Annotated in this window: 25 protein-coding genes; 16 read left to right on the forward strand and 9 right to left on the reverse strand. The window is 64.7% G+C overall.

Translation table 11 applies throughout. The features are described 5' to 3' along the window. Together GQ57_RS21835 and GQ57_RS21840 are read left to right on the forward strand one after the other, a co-directional pair. On the forward strand, positions 1–606 hold a 606-nt coding region (locus GQ57_RS21835; protein ID WP_034198980.1), incomplete at its 5' end, for an IS3 family transposase. Between the two features lie 373 nt (positions 607–979). Beyond that, the gene (locus GQ57_RS21840; RefSeq protein WP_152603323.1) at positions 980–1,801 is read left to right on the forward strand and encodes an acetoacetate decarboxylase family protein; all 822 of its coding nucleotides are present in this window, start codon (positions 980–982) and stop codon (positions 1,799–1,801) included. A 228-nt stretch (positions 1,802–2,029) separates the two neighbouring features. Here the strand turns inward: GQ57_RS21840 and GQ57_RS43095 are convergent, their stop codons facing one another. The 3 genes from GQ57_RS43095 to GQ57_RS43100 form a co-directional block, all read right to left on the reverse strand. Then, the gene (locus tag GQ57_RS43095) at positions 2,030–2,167 is read right to left on the reverse strand and encodes a hypothetical protein (RefSeq protein ID WP_160257546.1); all 138 of its coding nucleotides are present in this window, start codon (positions 2,165–2,167) and stop codon (positions 2,030–2,032) included. Between the two features lie 172 nt (positions 2,168–2,339). Continuing rightward, positions 2,340–2,855 carry a DUF2199 domain-containing protein gene (locus GQ57_RS21845; RefSeq protein WP_034198982.1) on the reverse strand — a complete coding sequence of 172 codons (516 nt, stop codon included), beginning with the start codon at positions 2,853–2,855 and terminating at the stop codon, positions 2,340–2,342. A gap of 73 nt (positions 2,856–2,928) precedes the next feature. Further along, positions 2,929–3,093 carry a hypothetical protein gene (locus tag GQ57_RS43100; RefSeq protein ID WP_160257547.1) on the reverse strand — a complete coding sequence of 55 codons (165 nt, stop codon included), beginning with the start codon at positions 3,091–3,093 and terminating at the stop codon, positions 2,929–2,931. A 211-nt stretch (positions 3,094–3,304) separates the two neighbouring features. On the opposite strand from GQ57_RS43100, the gene GQ57_RS21850 reads away from it, so the two are divergent. Beyond that, entirely contained in the window at positions 3,305–3,739 is a 435-nt protein-coding gene (locus tag GQ57_RS21850; RefSeq protein ID WP_031397903.1) for a DUF6196 family protein, read from the forward strand. Between the two features lie 206 nt (positions 3,740–3,945). Then, complete coding sequence (locus GQ57_RS21855) at positions 3,946–4,404, forward strand: GNAT family N-acetyltransferase (protein WP_034198983.1); 459 nt, start codon at positions 3,946–3,948, stop codon at positions 4,402–4,404. Positions 4,405–4,551: 147 nt separating this feature from the next. Here GQ57_RS21855 and GQ57_RS21860 read toward each other — a convergent pair whose 3' ends face one another. Then, complete coding sequence (locus GQ57_RS21860) at positions 4,552–5,607, reverse strand: AraC family transcriptional regulator (protein ID WP_034198984.1); 1,056 nt, start codon at positions 5,605–5,607, stop codon at positions 4,552–4,554. Between the two features lie 290 nt (positions 5,608–5,897). Here GQ57_RS21860 and GQ57_RS21865 point away from each other — a divergent pair, with 290 nt between their 5' ends. The 6 genes from GQ57_RS21865 (at position 5,898) to GQ57_RS21890 (ending at position 12,075) form a co-directional block, all read left to right on the forward strand. Continuing rightward, on the forward strand, positions 5,898–6,683 hold the full coding sequence (locus GQ57_RS21865; RefSeq protein WP_034198985.1) for an enoyl-CoA hydratase/isomerase family protein: 786 nt from the start codon (positions 5,898–5,900) through the stop codon (positions 6,681–6,683). Positions 6,684–6,733: 50 nt separating this feature from the next. Then, positions 6,734–7,975: a thiolase family protein gene (locus tag GQ57_RS21870; protein WP_031397899.1), complete on the forward strand. Its 1,242-nt coding sequence runs from the start codon at positions 6,734–6,736 to the stop codon at positions 7,973–7,975. Positions 7,976–7,985: 10 nt separating this feature from the next. Beyond that, complete coding sequence (locus GQ57_RS21875) at positions 7,986–9,143, forward strand: acyl-CoA dehydrogenase family protein (RefSeq protein ID WP_031397898.1); 1,158 nt, start codon at positions 7,986–7,988, stop codon at positions 9,141–9,143. Positions 9,144–9,166: 23 nt separating this feature from the next. After that, on the forward strand, positions 9,167–9,943 hold the full coding sequence (locus GQ57_RS21880; RefSeq protein WP_031397897.1) for an SDR family NAD(P)-dependent oxidoreductase: 777 nt from the start codon (positions 9,167–9,169) through the stop codon (positions 9,941–9,943). Positions 9,944–10,021: 78 nt separating this feature from the next. Next, positions 10,022–11,608 carry a class I adenylate-forming enzyme family protein gene (locus GQ57_RS21885; protein ID WP_235215109.1) on the forward strand — a complete coding sequence of 529 codons (1,587 nt, stop codon included), beginning with the start codon at positions 10,022–10,024 and terminating at the stop codon, positions 11,606–11,608. Positions 11,609–11,691: 83 nt separating this feature from the next. After that, positions 11,692–12,075 (forward strand): BON domain-containing protein, encoded by a 384-nt coding sequence (locus GQ57_RS21890; protein WP_034198987.1) that lies wholly within the window; start codon positions 11,692–11,694, stop codon positions 12,073–12,075. Between the two features lie 433 nt (positions 12,076–12,508). Here the strand turns inward: GQ57_RS21890 and GQ57_RS21895 are convergent, their stop codons facing one another. Further along, a complete protein-coding gene (locus tag GQ57_RS21895) occupies positions 12,509–13,609 on the reverse strand; it encodes an AraC family transcriptional regulator (protein WP_081896736.1) in 1,101 nt (366 codons plus the stop codon). Positions 13,610–13,845: 236 nt separating this feature from the next. Here GQ57_RS21895 and GQ57_RS21900 point away from each other — a divergent pair, with 236 nt between their 5' ends. From GQ57_RS21900 to GQ57_RS21925, 6 genes are all read left to right on the forward strand, one after another. Next, positions 13,846–14,262: a hypothetical protein gene (locus tag GQ57_RS21900; protein WP_031397893.1), complete on the forward strand. Its 417-nt coding sequence runs from the start codon at positions 13,846–13,848 to the stop codon at positions 14,260–14,262. A 156-nt stretch (positions 14,263–14,418) separates the two neighbouring features. Beyond that, complete coding sequence (locus GQ57_RS21905; protein WP_031397892.1) at positions 14,419–15,543, forward strand: porin; 1,125 nt, start codon at positions 14,419–14,421, stop codon at positions 15,541–15,543. Between the two features lie 546 nt (positions 15,544–16,089). Beyond that, positions 16,090–17,040 carry an MBL fold metallo-hydrolase gene (locus GQ57_RS21910; protein ID WP_235215106.1) on the forward strand — a complete coding sequence of 317 codons (951 nt, stop codon included), beginning with the start codon at positions 16,090–16,092 and terminating at the stop codon, positions 17,038–17,040. Positions 17,041–17,172: 132 nt separating this feature from the next. Further along, on the forward strand, positions 17,173–17,667 hold the full coding sequence (locus tag GQ57_RS21915; RefSeq protein ID WP_031397890.1) for a hypothetical protein: 495 nt from the start codon (positions 17,173–17,175) through the stop codon (positions 17,665–17,667). Between the two features lie 474 nt (positions 17,668–18,141). Beyond that, entirely contained in the window at positions 18,142–18,618 is a 477-nt protein-coding gene (locus GQ57_RS21920; RefSeq protein WP_031397889.1) for a GNAT family N-acetyltransferase, read from the forward strand. Between the two features lie 142 nt (positions 18,619–18,760). After that, a complete protein-coding gene (locus tag GQ57_RS21925; RefSeq protein WP_034198988.1) occupies positions 18,761–19,708 on the forward strand; it encodes a GlxA family transcriptional regulator in 948 nt (315 codons plus the stop codon). Positions 19,709–19,781: 73 nt separating this feature from the next. On the opposite strand, the gene GQ57_RS21930 is transcribed toward GQ57_RS21925, so the two are convergent. The 4 genes from GQ57_RS21930 to GQ57_RS21945 form a co-directional block, all read right to left on the reverse strand. Next, a complete protein-coding gene (locus GQ57_RS21930; RefSeq protein WP_031397887.1) occupies positions 19,782–20,264 on the reverse strand; it encodes a YybH family protein in 483 nt (160 codons plus the stop codon). Positions 20,265–20,389: 125 nt separating this feature from the next. After that, on the reverse strand, positions 20,390–21,244 hold the full coding sequence (locus GQ57_RS21935; protein WP_034198989.1) for a DJ-1/PfpI family protein: 855 nt from the start codon (positions 21,242–21,244) through the stop codon (positions 20,390–20,392). Positions 21,245–21,401: 157 nt separating this feature from the next. Then, positions 21,402–22,148 carry an SDR family oxidoreductase gene (locus GQ57_RS21940; RefSeq protein WP_034198990.1) on the reverse strand — a complete coding sequence of 249 codons (747 nt, stop codon included), beginning with the start codon at positions 22,146–22,148 and terminating at the stop codon, positions 21,402–21,404. Between the two features lie 172 nt (positions 22,149–22,320). Beyond that, complete coding sequence (locus tag GQ57_RS21945) at positions 22,321–23,166, reverse strand: MBL fold metallo-hydrolase (protein ID WP_034199026.1); 846 nt, start codon at positions 23,164–23,166, stop codon at positions 22,321–22,323. Between the last annotated feature and the right edge of the window lies 1 nt (position 23,167).

The raw sequence follows: 23,167 nt of genomic DNA on the forward strand, positions 1-23,167 counted from the left end.
GTGAAGGGCTTCGGGTGGAATCATAAGAGGATCTACCGCATCTATCGCGAGCTCGAGCTGAATCTCCGCATCAAACCGCGTAAGCGGCTTGTGCGGCAGGCGCCGGAGCCACTGGTCGTACCGATGTCGGTGAACGCTGTGTGGTCGATGGATTTCATGCACGACCAGTTGAAGGACGGCCGAAGTATTCGGCTGCTCAACGTCATAGACGACTTCAACCGGGAAGCCCTGGGCATCGAGATCGACTTCTCGCTACCTTCTGCCCGTGTCATAAGAGCCCTGGAGCAGATCATGGGATGGCGGGGAAGGCCGGCGGCGATACGGTGCGACAACGGACCGGAGTACCTGAGTGAGGCGATCACGCAATGGGCCGGCCAGCACGGTATCGCGTTGAACTACATCCAGCCGGGCAAGCCGCAGCAGAACGCCTACGTGGAGCGCTTCAACCGCACGGTACGCTATGAATGGCTGTCCCAGTACTACTGGGACGACCTTGAGCACATCCAGCAGTTCGCCACGGAATGGATGTGGCAATACAATCATGAGCGCCCCAACATGGGCCTTGGTGGCGTAACGCCAAAACAGCGGCTGGCCATGGCCGCTTAGCCTCTACTTCTGACTCGCGTTAAAAGCGGGGGTATTACCCCTGCATCGCCTCGATATCCATTGAAAAACAAAATCACTGAAATATTTCTCATGCGGTTTCCAGGCAGCGCACTCGCCGCTATTCTTTTGACCGATGCTCGGTTCGAGGAAAATCGGAATTGACCGTGCTACTGCTTGATTGATTGATCGAGCGCGCGTCGTGACTGGCTGGAGCGAACTGACGACCAGATCGTCAAGGCGTCCCTCGGGCACGCTGCCATCGAGATGTCTGCTGCACTCGACGCCTTTCGGACCAGAACCAGCGGAGTCCGGGCTTTATCCGGACGCATCCGTCTCAACCGATTCTCAATACATCAACGCCGGGAGCCACCACGTGAGCTATCAGTTCAAGGCAGGAAAAATATATCGGATGCCTACGCATTTCGGGCCTGTGCCAGGGCCACGGCAGTTACCCGACGGCGTCTCGACCGATCCGAAACTCAGCCCACGTCGCCTGTCGGTCGCCGTGAACTTCCTGACCGATGCAAAGATGCTCGAACGACACCTGCCGGAGGGCTTCACGCTTGCCGGCGAACCTGTCGTTTCAATCGAATTTCACTACCTGACGGAAATCGACTGGTTAGCCGGGCGCGGCTACAGCATGATTCACGTCGGCTGGCCGGCGAGCTTTACCGGCCGGCGGGATCGGGCGACCGGCCGGTTTCTCGCGGTCGTCTGGGAAAACCTCGCCGACCCGATCATTTCCGGTCGCGACGAGATCGGACATCCCAAGCTCTATGCCGAGATAGCCGAGCCGCGCCTGTGGAACGGAACACAGACATGCGCCGCCGGCTGGATGGGGTTCCGTTTCCTGGATCTGTCGGTTGCCGAACTGAGCGATGCGCCGTCTGCATCGACGGCGGCTCACGCGGATGGCACGCTGATGCTGAAATATGTCCCGCAAACGGGCGCATGGGGGCAAGCCGAGATCAATCAGGTGACGCTTACACCGTCCGCCGATCCCGACAGGACGATCGAGCGCCGGCAGGAAGGCATCGGTGCCGTGCAGTTCCACCGTGCAACCTGGGGCGATCTGCCGACCCTGCAGCATGTGGTCAATGCACTGGCTGACCTGCCCGTCCTCGAATCGCGGGGCGCATCGGTCATTCATTCGCGCGGCGGCAAGCCGTATCTTGATCAGCGCGTGCTGGTGTAATCGGTTTCGCCATTCCTGCGCTGGCGAAGCACGCTGGTGCAGTTCGACCAGGGCATCGAAGCCGGAACCGGACCAGAGCATCGGCCGATGGTTGAAAAAGCGTGCGAGGCACCGACTATGCCGTCGGCGTTGACGATCCGAAAAATGGCGATGGCGCGCTTGTGCCTCGGCAGGTTCGGCATGGGCACGTAGCTTTACCGCATCCGCTTCGTGACGAAAGCGCGTCGTTCAAGCAGGTTTGACGGCGCCGTCAGGTCGGCCGATGCCGATCAGGGAGACGATGCAGGCGAGGGCGCTCGCGCACGCGCAAACGACGAACACGCACGGAATGCCCGCAATGCTTGCACCGAAGACGGCGACGCCCAACGCATCTCCAATCGGCCGCACGGTCGTGAAGGTGGCCGAAGCGATCCCGGCGCGCGATGTCGTTCGGCCGCTGCAAGCAAGGCGCCTGTCACGGCCGGGATGGCCGGAACACCGCATGCGGGGCCGGCAACCGGAAATCGCCGGGCGTGACCGCGACACTCGCCTTGAGCCGCTATTGCGCCGGGCTGTCCGGGTGCATCAGTATGCGGTAAATCTGTTCGACCCGCCCGGGTGAAATGCCGTTGCGTTGCTCGATCGCAAGTGGATGCTCGCCGGGCTCCAGCTCGACATACGGCCGTATGCCGTTGTCGCGCAGATGCACCATCGTCTTGAGATTGAGCGTTTCCGGATAGATGTCGAGACGCGTATTGAGCCAGCCAAAAAACGGGCCGACATCCGATCGATGCGCGATATCGAATGTCCGCACCCATTCCATGAAGCTGGACTCGCTCAGCGAGAGCCACACTCCCCAGGAGAACGGCTCGTTACTCTCGTGCACCGGTATTTCAATGCATCCGCGGACGAAGAACATGCTTTCATCGATGACGCAGTCGTCGCTGCCGAGCGAACAGCGACGCGCCCTGTCCGCGGCGGGTACCTCGTAATAGCTGAAAGGCGCATTCGCGCCGAAGCTCGGCATGCCGTGATGCGTTTTACCGCAGGTTATGCACTTGAACGAGAACGTCATGGAATGGCCGCAGACTCGGGAAGAATCGGTACTTTCTCACAGGCGCTTTACCGTCGCAACGCGGAACGGGATATTACCCGCCTTTGGGCGAAAGGGTGATGCGATACAGGCAGCCCGCATTGGGCACGGGTGAAATCGTGTGCATGACCGCTTGATGCACGGTCGAAAATCGCGCTTCTTTCCCGGAGTGCGGAAAAGTGCGGATTTCTCCGGATTTCCCGGATTGGAGGTCGCGCATGCTTTAAGTTCCGGGCAAGGGATTCCCATCGACGTGCCTCGGCCAAAGCCGGCCAAAGGCCGCTCATCTTCTCACGGCGCGTCTGACCAGACTTGCCCGATTACCCGTGACGACCATTCGACTGTGATGGCTTTATATCGCTGATAAGATCAATTCCTTTCGTGCGCATGTTGATGATTTGACCGATTCCCCACTTTTGATCGGAGCAGCCATGGTTGATATTTCGCATGAGACCGTCGAACAAACGGAGAGCCGTCTCCGGCGCGTCATGACCGAGTCGCGACTACGGGTGTACTCCGGGACGTATGCGTTCGTTGAATTTCCGCTGGATCAGTTTCCGGCGGCTGTGCGGGCCGACGCACTCGCGCTGGTACGAGACGACAACGTGTGGAGTCAGCTTGTTCCGAGCGACGGCTCGCAGAAGGAACGGTTCGGCATCTTCCGGTTCCACTTTCCGGCGGGAGCGGACAACAGCGGCTTCGTAGGCTGGCTGGCCTCGCATCTCAAGAATCGATTCGGCACCGGCTTGTTTGTGACATGCGGACAGAATCAGGCCGATGGCGGAATCTTCGATTACTGGGGCGTGCCGGAAACGCTGGCGGGTGAAGTAGTTGAAGAGGTCAAGCGGCTTGTGTCGGGAACATAGCGGCCGTTCGCCTGCGTTGCCCGATGGATAACACCGATTCGATTCTTACCCGTACCCCATGGTCCGGTAACGCCCGGATCATCCTGGCGTGTCCACGCAAGAAACGAGATGCAAACACATCGCATTGAATGCGAACAGCTTCCGGGGCAACCGATACCGTGTCGGGATCGTTCCGCAATGGCCGATCATCCCGGCGTGGCCGTTACATGCCGTTGATCCTGCGCCGGGCGACCCCGGCCGATGCCGCAGAAGTGGCGGAAGTCTACCTGCGGTCCCGCAACACGCTGGCATCGTATGCGCCGCTCGCGCACGCCGAAACGGCCGTCCGGGAGTGGATCGCCAACGTGCTGGTCCCGTCGGGTAACGTCACAGTCGCCGTGAGCGACGACTGCATCGTCGGCATGGCCGCGCACTCCGTCACCGATGGCGTGGCATGGGTTGACCAGCTGTACGTGTGCCCCGGGCTCAAACGGCAAGGGATTGGCACTCGCCTGCTGGCGTCGGTAAAGTCGCGGACCGACGGCCGGCTCCAGCTCCATACGTTCCGGATGAACCGTGACGCCGCCGCGTTTTATGAGCGGCACGGGTTCGTTGCCGTCGCATATGGCGATGGAAGTGGAAACGAGGAGGGGTGTCCGGACGTTTTGTATTGCCTCGCGCGGTAACGCTTCCGTCCGCTGGTTCGCATCCGCTGGTCGTTATCCGCGAGGTAGCGAAGTTCAATCGTCGGCCTGACGTGTGCGCCAGATATGCGCACCTCCACGTGAGCCCGAACAGGTGCAAGCCGCCGTCAGGGCGTCGATGGATCGTGGCTACTGCGACAAAACCTGCTGCTCGGGTGGCGCATCCCGAAACTGCGTCGGCGACAAGCCGGTCCATCGCTTGAATGCGCGGGCGAAATTGCTGGTGCTGGTGAATCCGAGCAAGAACGCGATTTCGGTTACGGAGCTTGTGCGGCGCTGGATGTAATTGCAGGCCAGTTCCCGGCGCGTATCGTCCATGATCTGCAGGAAATGCGTGCCGCGCTGCGCCAACCGCACCTGCAGGGTAGCGGGGCTCATGCACAATGCTTCGGCCACCTTCTCCCTGCTGCAGTCGCCGGAGGGCAGCAATTCGATGATCTTCTGCGTGACGCCGGTCACCACGTCGCTCTTGTCCAGACGGGCGAGATATTGATTCGCGATGTTGTCGTTGACCTGCGCCAGCTCCGGGCAGGCGCCGCCGAGCGGCTGCATCAATTCCTGCCTGTCGAATGTCAGCGTCGTGGCCGGATTCGAAAAACTGACCGGCGCCCGCATCAATGTACGGTACGGCTCGTCGCCTTCAAGCGGCATCGGTCGATGGAATTCCACGGACAGCGGGTTGAACCCCGGTTTGTACAACATGCGCATCGTATGCACCAGGAACCCGACGAACGCATCCTCGGTTTCGCCGCAGACCTCGATCCTGAAATCGGCGGCGCGCACCGCGATCGTATTGCCGTCTTCGATCACGCGAACGGTTGCCGCCTGCGACACGAGCCGGAAGTACTGCTCCAGCCGGCGGCAGAAGTCGAGGAGCGTGCTGCTGGCGGCGAGTGCGTAGCCGAGCGCATGCAAGTGGGAGATATGGATATGGCGGGCCACCGACAAGCCGAAATACGGATTGTGGGTCGCCTCGACGCAGGCGCGGTATAGCCTGGTCAGCGTGGCGACGGGCAGCCGGACCATCGGGCCGTTCACCATGTGGGGTTGCACGCCGACGGAGCGAAAAATGCGCTCGCTGTCCATGCCGCTGGCTTGCAGGGTCTTGGCAATTGCCGTGCAGTACCCGCCTATGGTCGTCGCTTCCTGCGTCGCGACGTGGGAGGGGGGGCGGTCGGGTTTCAAGGCGCGGCGATGTCGATGGACGGGGTGACGCCGATTCTACACCGCTGCCGAACCGTGCCCGGCGCGCTCGCGACCGCCGCCATTCGACCGCGCGGGAACGGCCCCCTCCCGGCCATGGCCGCCCGTTCACCGGCGCATCCCGTCGCCGGTCGGGGCGGATCGCTTTGCGGAATGCACTTTTCGCTCCAAAGAGCCGCGCGCTCATGTCCCCCTGCCTATGATCGTTTCCTATCGCGGGCAGGTCTGCGCCTCTCCGCTACGACACCATTCCAAGATAACCCGGAGACGTCATGATCGAAGACGCATTGCTGTTTGAAACCACCGGCGCGGTTGCGCGCCTGACGCTGAACCGTCCCAAGGCGATGAACGCGCTGAATATCGCGCTGCTGACCGAACTGGACCGCCGGCTGGCCCAGATCGACGCCGACGACGCCATTCGCGTCCTGGTCCTGACCGGCACCGGCCCCGCATTCTGCGCCGGCGCGGATCTGAAGGAGGTGCTGGCAAGTCAGCATGCGGAGGTGGGTGAAGCGGATTTCCTCGACCGGGCCGACGCAACGCTCGCACGCCTGCGCAATTTCTCCAAGCCGGTGATCGCCGCACTCAACGGCGTCACGATGGCCGGGGGCCTGGAGCTGGCCATGTGCGCCGACATCGTCGTCGCCGCGGAGAGCGCCGCGATCGGGGACGCCCATGCCAACTTCGGCGTCTATCCCGGCGCCGGCGGCGCGGCGGTCTTGCCGCGCCTGATTCCCCAGAACGTCGCCATGTATCTGCTGTTGACCGGCAAGACGCTGTCGGCGACCGAGATGAAGGCGTACGGTTTCGTCTCCGAAGTGCATCCCGACGCCGAATTGTCCGACGCGACGATGAAGCTGGCCGGCCAGATCGCCGGCAAGAGCCCCGTCGTGCTGCGGCGCATGAAGGCTGTCGCGCGTTCCTCCGGCGACAAGAGCCGGGACGACGCGTTGCTGCACGAGCAAGTCATGCTGCGTCGCCATCTGCGCAGCTTCGACCTGCAGGAGGGTTTGCAGGCATTCGCCGAAAAGCGCGCGCCGCGATTCCAGGGCCGTTGAGCCCGCCCGGTTCAGTCATCCTGCCTTTCTCATTCCTCAGTCGGAATTACATGAACGATATCTATGTTGCCGGCGTCGGTATGACGCCGTTCGGACGCTTGCTCGACCGCAGCGTGTACGACATGGTCGGCGAGGCCGTCACGCTGGCATTGAAGGACGCCGGTGCGGAGGCCGCGGACATCGGCTCGGCATTCTATGCGACGCTGACCAATGGCCCGTTCCAGGGGCAGAGCGCGATTCCCGGGCCGATCGCGATGCGTCGCCTCGGCATCGCGGGCATTCCGGTGTTCTCCGTCGAAAACGCCTGTGCCTCCGGCTCGTCGGCATTCAGCCTCGCGGTGCAGGCGCTGCGCGCGGGGGCCTGCGACGTGGCGCTGGCCGTCGGTGCGGAAAAGATGAATATCGCCGAGAAGGCCAAGATGTTTGCCGTGTTCGACGGCGGCTGGGACGTCTCGACCGTCGAGGAAAACAAGAAGACGCTGCTGGCACTGGGCGAAGGCGTGGAGCCTCCGCCCGGCACCCAGTCCGACCGTCCCTACAGCGTGTTCATGGACGTCTATGCGGCCATCGCCCGCAACCACATGAAGCGCCATGGCACCACGCAGCGCCAGATCGCCGCGGTCGCGGCCAAGAACCACCAGCACTCGGTGCACAACCCGCTGGCGCAATTCCAGCAGCCCATGACGATCGAGCAGGTGCTGGGTTCGCCGCCGATCACCTATCCGTTGACGACGGCCATGTGCTCGCCGATCAGCGACGGCGCGGCCGCCGCCGTGCTGTGCACCGCCGCCGGCCTGAAGCGCCTGCAGGGCGAGGCGGGTCGCGCGGTGCGCGTGCTGGCCAGCGTCATTCAGACCGGCATCACGCGCGGCGTCGATGAGCCGCACAAGATCATCGCCCGTCTGGCGGCGACGAAAGCGTACGAACAGGCCGGCGTCGCGCCGGAGGACGTCGACGTCGCCGAGGTACACGATGCATCGGCGATCGGCGAGATCCTCAACGCCGAATCGCTGATGCTGGTGCCCCTCGGAGAAGGCGGCCCCGCGGCCGAACGCGGCGACTTTACGGTTGGCGGACGCATTCCGATCAACCCGTCCGGGGGGCTCGAATCGAAAGGCCACCCGATCGGTGCAACCGGCCTCGGCCAGATTCACGAACTGGTGACGCAATTGCGCGGCGAAGCCGGGCAGCGTCAGGTTCAAGACGCCCGGATCGCCATCCAGGAAAACGGCGGCGGCCTTTACGGCATCGAAGAGGCCGTGGTCGGCGTCAACATCCTGGCAAAACAATAGGGAGACCGCCATGGGACACGTATTCCGCACCGAAGAGCAGCAGGCGGCCGTCGATGGACTGCGACGCTTCCTCGACGCCGAGATCGATCCGGTTTTCAGCAAGCAATACCGCGACCAGTTCGTGCCGCGCGACAGGATGGCCGACATCATGCGCCGGCTGACGGAGTTCGGGCTGGTGTCGGGCATCGCGAGCGAAGCCAACGGCGGCCTGGGCCTGGACTGGCTGACCTCGCTGATGCTGTTCGAGGAAGTGGCGACCACTTCGGCGGATCTTTCGGTGCCGGTACTGATCAATTCGTTCGGCGTCGTGCTGCTCGAGAAGGTAGCGCCCGCGCATTTGCGCGAGCGCTACCTGCCCGGCCTGTTGAGCGGAGACAGCTTCGTCTCGATGGGCATTTCGGAACCCGATGTCGGCTCCAACGTGCTGGAGATCAGGACGCGGGCACGCCGCGACGGCGATCATTTCATCATCAACGGCGAAAAGACCTGGATCAGCAACGGGGAGTACTCGGATTTCCTGATCTGTACGTGCCGTACCAGCGACGATCCGCGCAAGGGGCTGACCCATTTTCTGCTCGACCGCAAGGAACACCCGTACGAGGTACGCGGTATCCACAAGATCGGCTTCAACAGCCAGTCCACCGCGCAGATCTTCCTGACCGATGTGCGGGTGCCGGCCTCCAACATGATCGGCAACGAAGGCGAGGGGCTGCGCAATACGCTTTCGCTGTTCGAGCGGTCGCGCGTATTCGTCGCGGCCCAGGGGCTGGGCATCGCCCGACGGGCGCTCGAAGAGGCGGTTCGCTATGCGACGGAGCGGCGCCAGCACGGCAAGGTCATCGCGGGCCACCAGTTGATCGCGGCGATGCTCGCGGAAATGGCGACCCACGTGGACGCTGCGCGCCTGCTGACCTACCGCGCGGCGTCGATGATCGAAGCCGGCGTGCCGGCCGAGATGGAGGCGGCGATGGCCAAGTATTTCGCGTGCGAAGCGGCGGTGAAGATCGCCCGCCAGGCGGTGCAGATTCACGGCGGTAACGGCGTCACGACCGAATTCCTCGTCGAGAAGCTCGCACGCGAGGCAATCGTCACGCCGATTCCGGAAGGCACGACCCAGATCCAGCAACTCATCATCGGGCGCGCGTTGACCGGCGTACCGGCGTTCTAAGACCCCCAGTCACAGGAAACATCATGCGTATCGAAGGAAAAGTCGTCGTCATTACCGGCGGCGCGTCGGGCCTCGGCCTTGCGACGGCGCGCTATCTGGCACAGGAAAAGGGCGCGCGCGTCGCCATCTTCGACCTGAACGCTGAAGCGGGCGCCCGGGCCGTGGAAGAGATCGGCGCCGAACGCACACTGTTCGTGCAGACCGACGTCTCCAGCGAGGAGTCCGTACAAAACGCGGTCGCGGCCGTGACCGCCCGCTTCGGCACGGTGCATGTCTGCATCAACTGCGCGGCGCTGCCCACGCCGTGCAAGGTGCTGGGCAAGGACGGCAAGGCCACGCCGCTGGCGAAGTTCGCGCAAGTGACGGCGGTCAACGTCAACGGCGTGTTCAACGTGATGTCGAAGTGCGCCGAGCAGATGGCCGCGAACGAGCCGGAAGCCGGGGAAGAGCGCGGCGTCGTGATCAACATCTCGTCGGGCGCCGCCTACGAGGCGCAGATCGGTCAAGTGGCCTATGCGGCCTCCAAGGCCGCGCTGCTCGGCATGAACATGCCGGCGGCGCGGGAACTCGGTGACGTCGGTATCCGGGTGAACGCCATCGCGCCGGGCCTGTTCCTGACGCCGATGGTGAAGTCGCTAGACGAAAAGATCGTCAATGCGCTGACGTCGCAGATCGAGGCGCCCCGACGTCTCGGCGACATGCGGGAGTTCGCGCACTGCTGCGCGTTCATCATCGAAAACGCGTACCTCAACGCGGACACCATCCGTCTGGACGCGGCATCGCGCCTGCGCGCGCGCTGAACGCACGCCGCCGGCGGCATGGCAGCCCTTCCTCCAGGGCGAGGGAGGGCAAAGAACCAAGGAGACACATCGGTGAAGATGAACTTTTGCCGCGTCATGCGCCTGATGACGTTGCGCTTTCGCGATCGGCAGGCGATCGTCAATGTGGAGCGCGGTCGCAGCTACAGCTACCACGAGTACCACCTGTTGACCAACCGCATCGCCGATGCGCTGCGCAACGCGCTCGGGGTCGGCAAGGGTGACAGGTTCCTGCTCATCCTGGAAAACGACAACCTGAGCCTGATGATGCTGCCGACCGTCCTCAAGCAGGAAGGCACGGTGGTCATGACCAACCTGCGCGATGCGCCGGAAGAGCATGCGCGGCAGATCGAACTGGTCAGGCCGAAAGTCGTATTCATTGAAACGCGCCTGCTCGACGGCTACTACGACATGCTGCGTGCGGCCGGTTGCGAGATCGTCGTCATGGACGACCTGACGCCGGAACAGGCCGCACGGCCCGGCGTGCGTGCGTTCCGGCATCTGGTTGACGCAGCGTCCGAACTCGACGCCGATGTGGAGCTGGACGACGACGAGCACATCTGCATGCTGCGCTTCACCGGCGGCACGACCGGCCAGGGCAAATGCGCGATGTATTCGATCGACAATCTGATGGCTTGCCGCGATGGCGGCTTCCGCAACCCGGATTTCGGCTTCGACGACCGCACACGTATGTTGCACGTGGCGCCGCTCTCGCATGGGGCCATGGTCGCTTTCATACTGACTTTCTATGCCGGCGGCGCCAACATCACGCTCAATCAGCTCGATCTCGAGCAATGGCGGGAAACGGCCGAGCGGCAGTGCGTGACCCATTCGTTCCTGGTGCCGACCGTGCTGTACCGTCTGCTCGAGTTGCAGCGCGCGAACCCACGCAATCTCTCGTCGCTGAACACCCTGATCTACGCGGCCGCGCCGATGAGTCCCGCGAAGCTCGAGGAACTGATCGGGTGCTTTGGCCTCATCTTCGCGCAAATCTACGCCGCCACCGAAGTTCCCATTTTCGTGTCGGCACTCGACAAGGCCGGGCACGAGATTGCGCGTACAACGGGCAGCGGCACCAAGCACTTGTCTTCGGCGGGACGCACGACGCCGGGCGTCGAGGTTTATATCACCGACGAGCATGGCAAGCCGCTGCCCATCGGCCAATCCGGCGAAATCCGCATCCGTAGCCGGGCTGTTATCAAGGGGTACTACAACAATCCCGAAACGACGGCCGCCGAGTTCTCCGACGGGGCGTGGAAGTCGGGCGACCTCGGCTACATCGACGAAGACGGCTATCTGTACATCGTCGACCGGTTGAAAGACATGATCATCAGCGGCGGCTTCAACGTCTATGCGGTCGAAGTCGAAGCCGCGCTGGCCTCCCATCCGGCCGTCATGATGTGTGCGGTGGTCGGCATTCCGCATCCGGAGTGGGGGGAGGCCGTGCATGCGGAAGTGGTGCTGCGTCCTGGTGCTTCGGTCGAAGCCGCCGAACTTGTCGCACACGCCAAGGAAAAACTCGGGAGCTACAAGGCGCCGAAGTCGATCGTATTTGTCGAGCAATTGCCGACCTCGGTGGTCGGCAAGGTTCTGCGGCGCGTGGTCAAGGACCGGTACTGGCAAAACATGCAGCGCAAGGTCAGCTAGACAGCGCGCCGTGACGCGCCGGCGGGCGTCGACTGACGGCGGTCCCGTTCCGATTCCACTCTTCACGACAAACGGAGTATTCGATGACAAGGATTCAGGTACGTGCGTTGGCGATTGCCGCTTTGATTCTGGCCGTTTCCGGCAACGCACGGTCGCAGCCGAACCAGGCTGCCGGCGCTTCCGCCAGTGTGCCGGCTGCGTCCGTTGCGCAAGGCACGGTCGCATCCGTCAGCACGAGGAAAGCCAATCGCGCACTGCGCCGCAAGGTGTATGCCGCCATCGGCAAGCACAAGAAGATCAGCGCCGGCAATATCAGCATCGTCGCGAAAGGCGGCGCGGTGACGCTGAACGGCACGGTCACGGACGCCGCGCAGGTCGATGAGGTCGCGGAGATCGCGAAGGGGGTGCCCGGCGTCAGCTCCGTGACCAACAAGCTGACCGTGCAGAAGCCGTTCGGCGGTTCGTAACGGCTCGCACATCGGGAAAACCGGCATGAGCGTGCCCGAGCCGGCGGGTTCCGGCGCGGCAGTCGACCTGCCGGGGCCGCCCGGCCGGGAACCCGTGCGGTTTTCCACGTTTTGCTGGCGTCTGCTCCAGGCCAAGGCGCTAGTCATGCCTGCGATGTGGCCCGGCAGCGTCCGGAACCCGATGTCCAGGCACGCTCGTTCATGACGCGCGGCTCTTGTCCGTGCCTCGCCGGCATCGCTGGCAGGGGCGTCGCTCGAGCCGGCGTTGCGCTCCGGAAGCGGAGTCGCCCGGCCCGTCGCCACCGCGAGGCCATGCCGCGTTCGTTTCCCCGACTTGCCCGTCGACGAATGATGTCGAGAACGTGCGTCATGCCGGACGGCGATGGATGCCACGTCCGGCGCCGTGATCGGTTGTGCATGCAACCCGATTGAATCAGGGTGTCAGGGCGCGCTCCGCGGCCGATGCGGCGTGCTCGTCCGTCGATTGCGAGGCTGCCTTGTTGCCGCGGAAGTCCGACGGCGAGTGACCGGTCCATCGCTTGAAGGCGCGCGTGAAATTGCTGCTGTCCGTGAAGCCGAGCAGAAAGGTGATTTCGGTAATCGACCGGATCGGCTGCAACACGTACTGACAGGCCAGATCCTTGCGCGTTTCGTCGAGCAGCGACTGGAAGCTCCGGTCGTGACGGGCAAGGCGCGCCTGCAGCGTGCTCGCGCTCATGAGCATGGCATGGGCCACGCGATCGCGCGTGCATTCGCCCGTGGGCAGGAATTCGATGATCTTCTGACGGGTCGCGGCGACGACGTCGCCCTTGTCGAGGCGCGCGAGATACTCCCGCGCAAGACTGTCGTTGTGAAGGGCAAGTTCGGGGCATGCGCCGGCAAGCGGTTGCTGCAGTGCGCTCATCGGCAGCGTCAATGCCGAGCAGGGCGCGTCGAACGTGACGGGCGCGCGAAACAGCCGGACATACGCGTCGTCGCCCTGCGGCGGCGCGGGATGACGCATCGCGACGTGCAGCGGGTTGAAGTCCGGCTGATGAAGCATCCGCATCGACAACACCAGGAAACCCAGGAATGCGTCCTCGGTCTCGCCGCAGACGGTAGTCAGATGCTCGACGCGCATCACGACCTCGTCGTCCCGCTGCTGCAGGGCGACTTCTCCGACTTGCGACGCGAGTTTGAAGTAGCGCTCGACCCGTTTCAGGAAGTCCATCAGGGTGCTGCTGGCCGCCAGCCCGAAACCCAGTGCGTGCAGATTCGAGATGTGGATGAAGCGAGCCACGGTGAGGCCGAAGTACGGATCTCCCGTGACGTCCACGCAGGCTTTGTACAACCGCGTCACGGTGTCGACCGGCAGGCGCGACATCGGATCGTTTGCGATGGCGGTGTCGACATGAAAGGCCCGGAATATCGGCCCGGCGTCCACGCCATAGCGGTTCAGGGCTTTCGCGATCGCCAATGCGTACCCGCCAATCGTCGTCAGCGAGCGCGTCCGGGGGCTTGGGCTGGCCGCGAGTGGCGAATGGGGGACAGGCATGACGTCGGTGCGATCACAAAGATCTCATTCTTTTGCACGTCCCGCGGGCTGTCAAGGCCGCTGTTTGCGACTGGATCGGATTCGCGTCCGGAAGCATGTCCTCCGGATGACCGACTGTTGATCGCAAATGACCGGCGACAGTTGTCGCGCAGGAATAGTGTCTTGACCAGGGGCCGGGTCGAACCGGCGGCATGCATCGGAGGCTGCGTCCGCATGCGCGCGTCGAAGGATGGAACATGAATCTGCAGGAACTGCATGGCGCTGCCGTCGCCGCATGGTGTGTCGTTCTGGCGGCGGAAGCGGCGGTCGAGGCGCGCGTGCGAGCGCCAGGGGCGCACCGTACCGCCAGCGCCGTGCATGGATGGATCGGTCTCGTCGCGGAGGCGCCGCTGATCGCGGTCACCGTGGTCACGGGCTTGGTGCTGATGGTGCGCATGTGGCCGGTTTCGACACTGGTGCTCGTCAAGGCCGCTTTGGGCCTCGTCGCAGCTGCTGCCAGCAAGCTGCGCGTCTGGCTGGTCGCACCCCGCATTTGTGTGGACGACGACATGGAGCGCATCCGGCTTGCGCGCCGGATCGCGCTGGCCGGAACGGCGGTCCCGCTGGGGGCCGTCACCGGGTTGATCGGGTACCTGTATTGGCACGGAGCGTAGAGGGACAACGCCGTTTCCCGTGCCACCTCGAACCAGTCGCGGAACGCGGCCGGGACGACCTCGGCGCGCGTGGTTGGCGCCGAGGCGAAGTAGTCGACGTATTCAGTCGGTACAGCGGTCGAGACAGGCCGCTTCAAAGCAAAAAATGGAGACGCAATGAAATTGAAATGGATCGTTGCTGCCGTTCTGGCGGCAACAGGCAGTGCCGTTCACGCACAGTCGTCAGTGACGCTGTACGGTGTCCTCGATGCCGGGATGCTCTATCAGAGCACATCGGCGGCCACGCTGAGCCCGACGGCGCCGAACCTCGGCAAGGTCTATCGCTACAAGGATGGCGGTATCTATGCCAGCTACTGGGGACTCAAGGGTTCGGAGGACATCGGCGGCGGGTATCACGTCAATTTCAAGCTGCAAGGCGAATTCGACAGCGGCAGCGGCAAGTTCAATCTGTCCGACACGCCGGGCGGGGTCGCACCGTTCAACCAGGTTGCGATGGTCGGCGTATCCGGACCGTTCGGAACACTGAATTTCGGTCGACAGATCGTGCCGATTGCCTATGCCATGGCCGAGACGGACGTACGAGGGGCCCACTACTTCGGCAGCACGCTGACCGCGTGGCTCGGCATGAACCAGGCGGCGGGCTGGCAGGGCATCAGCACGAACGCGCCACTCGGCGCGTTGTACGACAGCAATGCGATCGTCTATGAATCGCCGAAGTTCGCCGGCGTGTCCGCGGAACTCGAGTATGCCCCGGGAGGGGTGCCGGGCAGCTTCCAGGCGGGGACGCGGGAATCCGTCGTGCTGAAATACTCGAACTATGGCCTTCGCCTCGCGGCGGGCTACTACGCCGGCCACGACACGAACCCCGGCCCGACGACGGTGGCCACCGGACTGGCCAACAACCGCCTGGTCTACGTGGGGGCGCTGTACACGTATCGCGCGTTCTCCGCTTCCGCATCGTATTCCAACGGCAGGGATCCGGCGCATGCCGAACTGGTCAACCTCGACCTGTACTCGGCCGGCCTCGGCTATCAGTTCTCGCCGGCCTTCAAGGTGACCAGTGGCGTGTATTACCTGAAGGATCGCAACAACCAGGCCAACAAGTCGACCGAAGTGGCCGTCGGCGCGGAGTACAGCCTGTCGAAGGCAACGCTCGTCTACGGGCAGGTGGGCCATGTGAACAACCGCGGAACGATGAACCAGCCCATCACGTTCGGCCAGCCCGTGGCGGCGGGCATGAGCACGACGGCGGTCATGCTGGGCGTCCGTCATGCGTTCTAGCGGCTGCGTCGTCGCCAGTTTCGACGAATGGGCGCACCGGGCAGCCCCTGCTTTCTCGGTGGTCGCGCGGTATCCAGCGGGGCTCGCTGCCGGGTGCGCGTGCCGACGTTGCGGTTGATCCGCACACACCGCAAGCCGCGCGCGAGCGGCTTGCGGTGACGCCGGCCGATCGGGGCGGGCGACGACGGAAGAAGTCAAGGCGGCGGAGCGCCGGAGCGCCGCGCGGACCGGAAAACCGGCCCCACGGACCGGAGTGCGCACGATTTGCTCCCTATCATCGACCACCATGCACGACACCTCCCCCGACAGCTCGGACGACGATCCGTCGGGGACGCACCGGCCGCGCCGAACGACGTCGGCGCGGCCTCTTTTCTCCAGATCCCGGAGCCAGCCTGCGAGGGTGCTCGAACCGCACTCCGTGCAGGTCGGCTCCACGGAAATTCGACGCTCTCGATCGACGCCATGGCACTTCTTTACCCGTTCGCCCCTCCGTTGCCGCGCCATCCTGTCGAGGTTGCCCCCGGCGTGCGCTGGATCCGGCTGCCGATGCCGTTCAGGCTCGACCACATCAACGTATGGGCGATCGACACGTCCGACGGCTGGGTGCTGGTCGACACCGGCCTGAACGCCCCCGACACCATGGCGGACTGGCTGGCGCTGATGGCGCAGGGGCCCCTGTCGCGGCCGCTCCAGGGGGTGTACGCGACGCACATGCATCCGGATCACGCTGGCCTGGCAGGGTGGTTGACGCGGCGCGCCGGCGTGCCGCTGCACATGAGCCGCCTCGAATACCTGTCGTGCCGGGTATTGCATGCCGACACGAACCGCGAGGCTCCGCCCGACGGCGTGCGGTTTTGCCGGCGCGCAGGGTGGTCGGAGGCGGCCGTCGAGGGCTATCGCAGCGGCTTCGGCAGCTTCGGCAAGCATATTCACGCGCTGCCCGACAGTTATCGGCGCCTGCAGGACGGCCACACGGTCCGGCTGGGCGGGCGCGACTGGCGAATCATCACGACCGGCGGCCATTCGCCCGAGCATGTCAGCCTGTACTGCCCGGATCTGAAGCTGCTGATCTCCGGCGACCAGGCGCTGCCGAAGATTTCGTCGAACGTGTCGGTGTTCGCGAGCGAACCGGAAGCCAACCCGCTGCAGGAGTGGTACGCATCGCTCGGGAAGCTGATGCGCGGCGTGCCCGACGATGTGCTGGTGCTGCCTTCTCACAACGAGCCTTTCTACGGGTTGCATGAGCGCCTGCACGCGCTCGAATCCGCACAGGATCGCGCCCTCGACCGGCTGCGCCAATCGATGGCGGCCGGCCCCCTGCGGATCGTCGATGCGTTTGTCCCGCTGTTCGGTCGTCCCATCGGGGAACAGGATGTACAGCAACTGAGTCTTGCGACCGGCGAGGCAGTGGCCTGCATGAACCATCTCATTGCCACGCGCGTGGTGAAGTGCGAGCTGGATGACGGCGACGTCGCGTGGTATTCGCTGGAAACTTGAGGCGGATGACCGCTTCGAGTGTCGGAACCGGCCGGCCGGATCGTTCGCGCGTATCGACCAGTCTCGGCGTTTCTCCATGTCATCGGTGCTACGGCGATCCGGGGACGCATTTTCAAAAGGAGTCCTGATACCATGCCTCATCCCGTTTCCACTTTGGGTGCGATACACACCGCTGTCAGCCTGGTGACGGTCGCCGCGGGTCTCTACAGTTTTTCCCGATATCGAGGGATCGACAGCTCAACCCGGTCCGCGCGGATCTACGTGGCGGGCATGGCGGCGTCCGTGTTCACATCGTTCGGGTTGTCCAGTACCGGAGGCTTCAATGTCGGGCACGCGCTCGGCATCGTGGCGCTTCTTGCAACGTGGGGTGGACTACGCGTCCCGCGAATCAACGTCCTGGGGACTGCGCGACAGTACCTTTCCCAGTTTGCATTCACGTTCAGCTTCTTTTTGCTGCTGATCCCGGGGATCAACGAGACGCTGACACGATTGCCGATTGGTCATCCGCTCGCGAACGGCCCTGATTCTCCCGTCGTGCGCGGTTCCCTCGCGGCATGGCTGGGCGTTTTCGTGCTGGGATCGCTGCTGCAGTTGTCGTGGCTTCGTTCTTGCCGCAGCCGTACATGAACGCGCCGGGCGAGGCCGTCCACCGCTTCCGCAGTCGTGCGACTCGTCCTCGCACGTGCGACATCGGCCCGCCCGGATCGGCTGCCACGCCCGGGGCGTCGCAGTCGGAAAGGAGCGGGCGGAGCCGCTCGCGTCGAGACGCACGTTCCGGCCGCCGACATCATGGGCATCCGTCGGCATGCCATTGACGGCAGCGTCGTCGGGCAGGCAAGATGCGTGCATGAACGCCGCAGCCCTTCAATTCATGATGTGCACCATGACCGCCGATGGCGAGTCGTGGGAATCGTGACGTTCATCCCTCACACACGAATTTCCTCTACGGCCCCGCCAGTCATGACGGGGCCGTGTCTTTTCGACCGCTCCGGAATGGCTTGGCACTGACAGGAGTGATCGCATGCATGACATCGCATGGTTTTCCGTTGCCCGGGACGTCTCCGGCGCACCGACGCGACGGTACGAGCCAAGGAGCGCAACGTGCTGACGATACGAAAAGCGAATGCCGATGACGTCCTCGACGCATGGGAGATCCGCCGTGCGTCCGTGCACGCCGCATGTGCCGGATATTATTCCGACGCCGCGCTTTCCGGATGGGTCGACGGTATGCCTACGGACAAATGGGCTCACCTCGTCGAGCACGATTTCCACGTTGTCGTCGACGAACGGCTGGTCGTCGGTACGGGCATGCTGACAATCGCGAGCGGGCAAGTCGACGCCATCTTCGTCCGACCCTCGCACATGGGCTGCGGCGTCGGCCGCACGATGCTGCAATTTCTCGAAGCGCGGGCCGGCGACCACGGTCTGCCCGACATGCACCTCGACGCAACGCTGAACGCCGCGCCGTTCTATCGGCGCTGCGGCTGGACGGGCGATGCGATTTCGACGTACCGGACCGCGCTCGGACTGGAGCTGGCTTGCGTGCCGATGACCAAGCGCCTGTCACGCGATGCATAGCGCGCCGCCGGCTGCCGGCTGCCACGCGTAGCCGGCGCAAGTCGACTCCGACGCTGGTCCTTGCACGCTCGATGCGAATGACGCTATTCGAGGGTTCCCTGTAAAATACGCCTTCCCGAACTTCATCGGCAACTGCCTCGTCATGCATCGAATCGGATTCTACGTTTGCCGCGGCTACGACGCGCTCGATCTCGGCGGCCCGCTGTCGGCGTTCAATCAGGTGGCCACCGTTGCCGGTCGCACGCCCTACGACCTGCATGTGATCTCGCAAGCCGGCGGCCCGGTTTCCGGCAATGCGGGCCTTTCGATCGAGACGAAGCCGAGCGCGAGGCGCACGTTCGACACGGTCGTTTTCGTGGGCGGCGATGTCGAGCCGATGCAGACGCCGGAGAACATCGCCGCCGCCGGCAAGCTGGCCGCGCGGGCGTCGCGGGTGGCGAGCGTTTGCACGGGCGCCTTTCTGCTGGCGGAAACCGGCTTGCTGGACGGCGTGAGGGCCACGACACACTGGCGCTACGCTGCGCTGTTGCAGTCGCGCTTCCCGCTCACCCGGGTCGACGGCGACAGCATCTATATCGAGGATGGCCGCGTCTGGACGTCGGCGGGGATCGCGTCGGGCATCGACCTGGCGCTCGGCCTGATCGAGCGCGATATGGGCGCGGAGACCGCGCGCGCGGTCTCCAGGCTGCTGGTCGTTCCGTATCGCCGGCCGGGCGGGCAGTCGCAGTTTTCCGCGATGTCGCAGATGGAGCCGGAATCGGATCGCATCCGCATCGCGCTGAATTTCGCCCGCGAGCATCTGACCGAAGCGTTGCCCGTCGAACGACTGGCCGATGCCGCAAGCTTGAGCTTGCGTCAGTTCGGGCGAGCCTTTCGCCGGGAAACCGGCGAGACGCCCGCGAGGGCGGTGGAGCGCCTGCGGGTCGAAGCCGCGCGATTGCGCCTGCAGGGCGGCAGCGAGCCGATCGAGCAGATCGCGCTGGCAGTGGGGTTCACCGATCCGGAACGGATGCGGAGAGCCTTCATCAAGCTGCACGGGCACCCGCCGCAAGCGATTCGACGCGAGAGCCGATCGGGCGGAACGCGCTGAGCGCCCGCCGGCCGCCCGGCGCACCGGCGGCCGGGCGGTGCGCGGATACGCGACTATCCGGGGCGCCGGATGTTCAATGGCCGGCCGCGTTGACAGGCGGGTAGTCGTTCCAGATGTCGCGATGCAGCTTCCAGACGCCGTCCTGCTTCAGAAAGACGAGCGTCTGTTTCGCGCGGAGCTTGAGCTTGCCATCGTGGTCGCGGATCTCCGCATCCGACACCTCCGTCACGGCCCGATCGTCGCCGTAGAACTCGTATTGGCTGAACGATACGGTGTCGGGGCGGGAGCCGGCATACCCTTTGGTGAAGTACGCGGCGATCGCGCTGCCGCCCGTCACCTTGTCGCCGCCGGGCGGCAGGAGCGCGCCGTCGCGGGTATAGAGGCGGCCTATCGCCTCATAATCCCCGCGCGCAAAGGCGTCTGCCCATCGCGCGTTCTCGGCCTTGATGGCTGCTTCGGGTGGACGTCGCGAATCGCCGGCGGTGGCCGGCGTCGCGAACGCGAAAAAGGAAACGCAGGCTGCGAGCGCAGCGGTGCAAAGACGAATCTGTCGCATGACGTAATGGGAAACCTGGCTTGAATTGAACGGGTGGAACCGACGGGCCGGTGGAGCCGGCCATGCCGGCCGAGGCCTTCATCGAGACCGTCGGCGAGGCGTGCGTACCTTTGCCGGCAGGCGCTTCAGCGCACGCCGGGGATGCGCGCGAGCCCACGGGATGCGCCGGGCAGTTCCCGGTCGACCATCGCGACGACTTCCGGCCGTGCGTCCCTCGGATGGCCGGAGTGGAACGGCGGCGCGGGATCGTATTCGATCACGAGCTGCGTGAATTCGGCGGCCTGTCGACCGCGCAGTTTCGCGGCGACGCGCAGCGCGAAGTCGATGCCCGCCGTTACGCCGCCTCCGCTCATGAAGCGGCCGTTGTCGTCCTCCACGAAGCGATCGGGAACGGGAATGGCGCCGTATTCGGCGAGCTTGTTGACGAAGGCCCAATGGCAGGCGCTGCGCTTGCCGTGGAGAATGCCCGTGGCGGCGAGCACGAGCGAGCCGTTGCACACCGACGTCACGTGCCGGGCGCTTTCCGCGAGACGCCGGATTTGCGCCTGGTACGCCGGCCGCATCGGCACGCTCAGATCGGACCCGCCGGGCACGAGGATCACGTCCGCTTTCTCGATATCGGCGAGCCGTTCGGTCTTGCCGTACACGACGCCGAATTCGAGCGTCACGTTGCCGCCGTCGAGGCTCGCATAGCGAACGTTCGTATTGGGCAGCCGGTGGAAAATCTCGCTGGGGCCGGCGAAGTCGAGAAGCGTGCCACCGTCGTAATTGACGATCAGGATCTCGAGCGGGTCGTTCGGGGCGAGCAGTCCGCCGTCGCCAGCCTGCGCCAACGCGGGCGTGGCGTGTCCGAGCAGTGCGCCGCCCCCCACGACGGCGCCCAGGGCGGCGACGCCTCCAAGCTTGAGCATGTCGCGGCGCGAGCGCCCGGGCTGGGTAAGGGGCGTGACGGAAGACGGGTTGTCGCGATGGTCGGTCAAGATGATTGCTCCTTGTGCAGTGGCCCGCCGTGCGGGCGTAACCAGGCCGGGCCGGATTGAACGAGCGCCACGGCGGCAGGCGTGGCGAACGTGAGATCGGGGTGTGGACGGGGCCGGACGATGTGCCGGGCCGGCCCGGGCGTCGCGGCTCGCGGGCCTATAGCTGCGACGCGCCGCCGTCGACGACCAGTTCGGCGCCGACGACGTAAGCGGATTCGTCGCTGGCGAGATAGAGCGCCGCGTGGGCGATGTCGTCGGCGCGGCCCATGCGGCCCACCGGGATGGCTGCGGCGAATTCGGCCTTGCGGTCGCGAACCCAGTCGTCGGGCATGCCCCACTTCGCGATCAGGGGCGTGTCGATCGCGCCGGGGGCGATCGCGTTGAAGCGGATCTTCCGGTCGAGAAACTCGTGGGACCAGCTGCGGGCGAGCGATCGCACGGCGGCCTTCGCGGCCGCGGTCAACGAGATGCCATGCTTGCCGGTCTGCGCGACGAACGAGGTATTCAGGATGACGGACGAACCCGCGCGCAAGTCCGGCAGCACCGCTTGCAGCGTGTACACCACGCCCCTGACGTTGATGTCCATGATCTCGTCGTAGAGTGCGTCGTCGATGTCGTCGAGCGCGGACGGGAACGCCCAGCCGGCGTTGGCGAACACGACGTCCAGGCCGCCGAACGTCTTCCGGGTCTCCGCGGCGATCGCGCGCATGTCCTGGAGCGAGCGCACGTCGCCCTTGAGAACGATCGCGTGTTCGCCGAGCTCGGCCTTCACGCGCTCAAACACGGTTTCGTCGCGGCCGGTTACCGCGACGCGCGCGCCTTCCGCAATGAACAGCTTCGCGGTGGCGAGGCCGATGCCGCTGGTGCCGCCCGTGATCAAGGCCGATTTGTTCCTGAGTCTCATCTTCCATTCCTTTCCACGTTGTGATGGATCGGGCCGGAAGTGCGCAGCGCCGTTGCGTTCGTGCGCTTTGCCGTGACCGGCTCGATCTGCCACACGCAGTATGGAATGCGGCGTGAATGGCGCAAAGGTCGTATAACCCTCAAAACGCGCCACTCGCCGCCGGCTTGCGGCGTCACGCGTCCGTTGCGTAGCGCAAGCCGTAGCCTCCGTCGATTCGTTCGATGCGTGCGAACCCGAGTTCCCCCAGATGCATGCCGGCGATCAGAAGGCCGTCCGAGCTGACCCGGTCGAGAATCCGTGACCGCGTGGCGACTGCCAGCGACGCATCGTGATCGAACGCAATCGATACCTCCGGCCGTTGAATCTGGATGTGCGGGAAGTGAACCACGTCGCCCCACACGAGCAGGCCCTGGTCGCGGGATTCGACCACGTATCCGGTGTGCCCGTCGGTGTGCCCCGGCAGCGGCAGCGCGCGGATGCCGGGGAGCACCTGTCCGTCGTCGAACAGGCGGAGCCGGTCGCGATAGGCGTCGAACACCCGGCGCGCCATCATGAAATTGCCGCGCGCCCGCTCGCTGGCGCGGCTCAGGTTGCCGTCGTCCTGCCAGAACGCGATTTCACGCCGATGCACAACGAGCTCCGCATTCGGAAACGCGACCTGTCCCGCGCCGCTCACCAGCCCGCCGACATGGTCGGGATGCGCGTGGGTGAGCAGGATGGTGTCGATCGCGGCGGGGTCGATGCCGGCAAGCGCGAGGTTTGCCCCGAGGCGGCCGCCCCATTGCCGGAAGCCGCCCGCGCCGCCGTCGATGAGCACGGTGCGGCCCGCGCCGCGCACGACGTAGCAATTGATATGCACGGCGGTAGGGGGCTGCTGCCCGGCGGCGCGCTGCAGGTTCGACGCGTCGGACGGATCGATATTCGCGAGGACGTCGAGGCTGGCGTCGAGGTAGCCGTCGCTGATGGCGGTGATCGTGAAATCCCCGACGGCCTGGCCTGGAAAGGTGAGGGTGGACATC

Source organism: Burkholderia sp. MSh2, from assembly GCF_000731655.1.
GTDB classification, from domain to species: domain Bacteria; phylum Pseudomonadota; class Gammaproteobacteria; order Burkholderiales; family Burkholderiaceae; genus Burkholderia; species Burkholderia paludis.